A 362-nucleotide genomic window follows, 5' to 3' on the forward strand; every position below is an offset into this window, starting at 1 on the left:
CGCAAAAGTATTTTTAGGAAACTATAATATGCTTCTGCTCGATGAACCAACAAACTATTTAGACTTAGCGACGCAAGAAGAATTAGAAATCATGTTACGAGAATACCCTGGCACAATACTTTTCATTAGCCATGACCGTGCCTTTATTCGCTCTGTTGCAGACCATATTCTACAAGTAGATGAGAGTGAACCAAGAATATTCCACGGTAATTACGAGCAATACACAAAAAGAACCACCCAAGCTTCTGTAAACGTTACTGAACAAGAATTATTACGATTACAAACAAAATTAACAGAAATCATCAGCCGGATTTCTATCCCAAATCAGCATGATGACATCACATTTCTCGAACAAGAATACG

The 362-nt window shown here is 37.0% G+C and carries 1 pseudogene; it reads left to right on the forward strand.

Annotated features, from left to right (window positions below):
* Positions 1–362 (forward strand): annotated as a pseudogene (locus SB775_RS27910) (ribosomal protection-like ABC-F family protein); the annotation flags it as partial.

The sequence above is a fragment of the Peribacillus sp. SIMBA_075 genome (assembly GCF_046534585.1).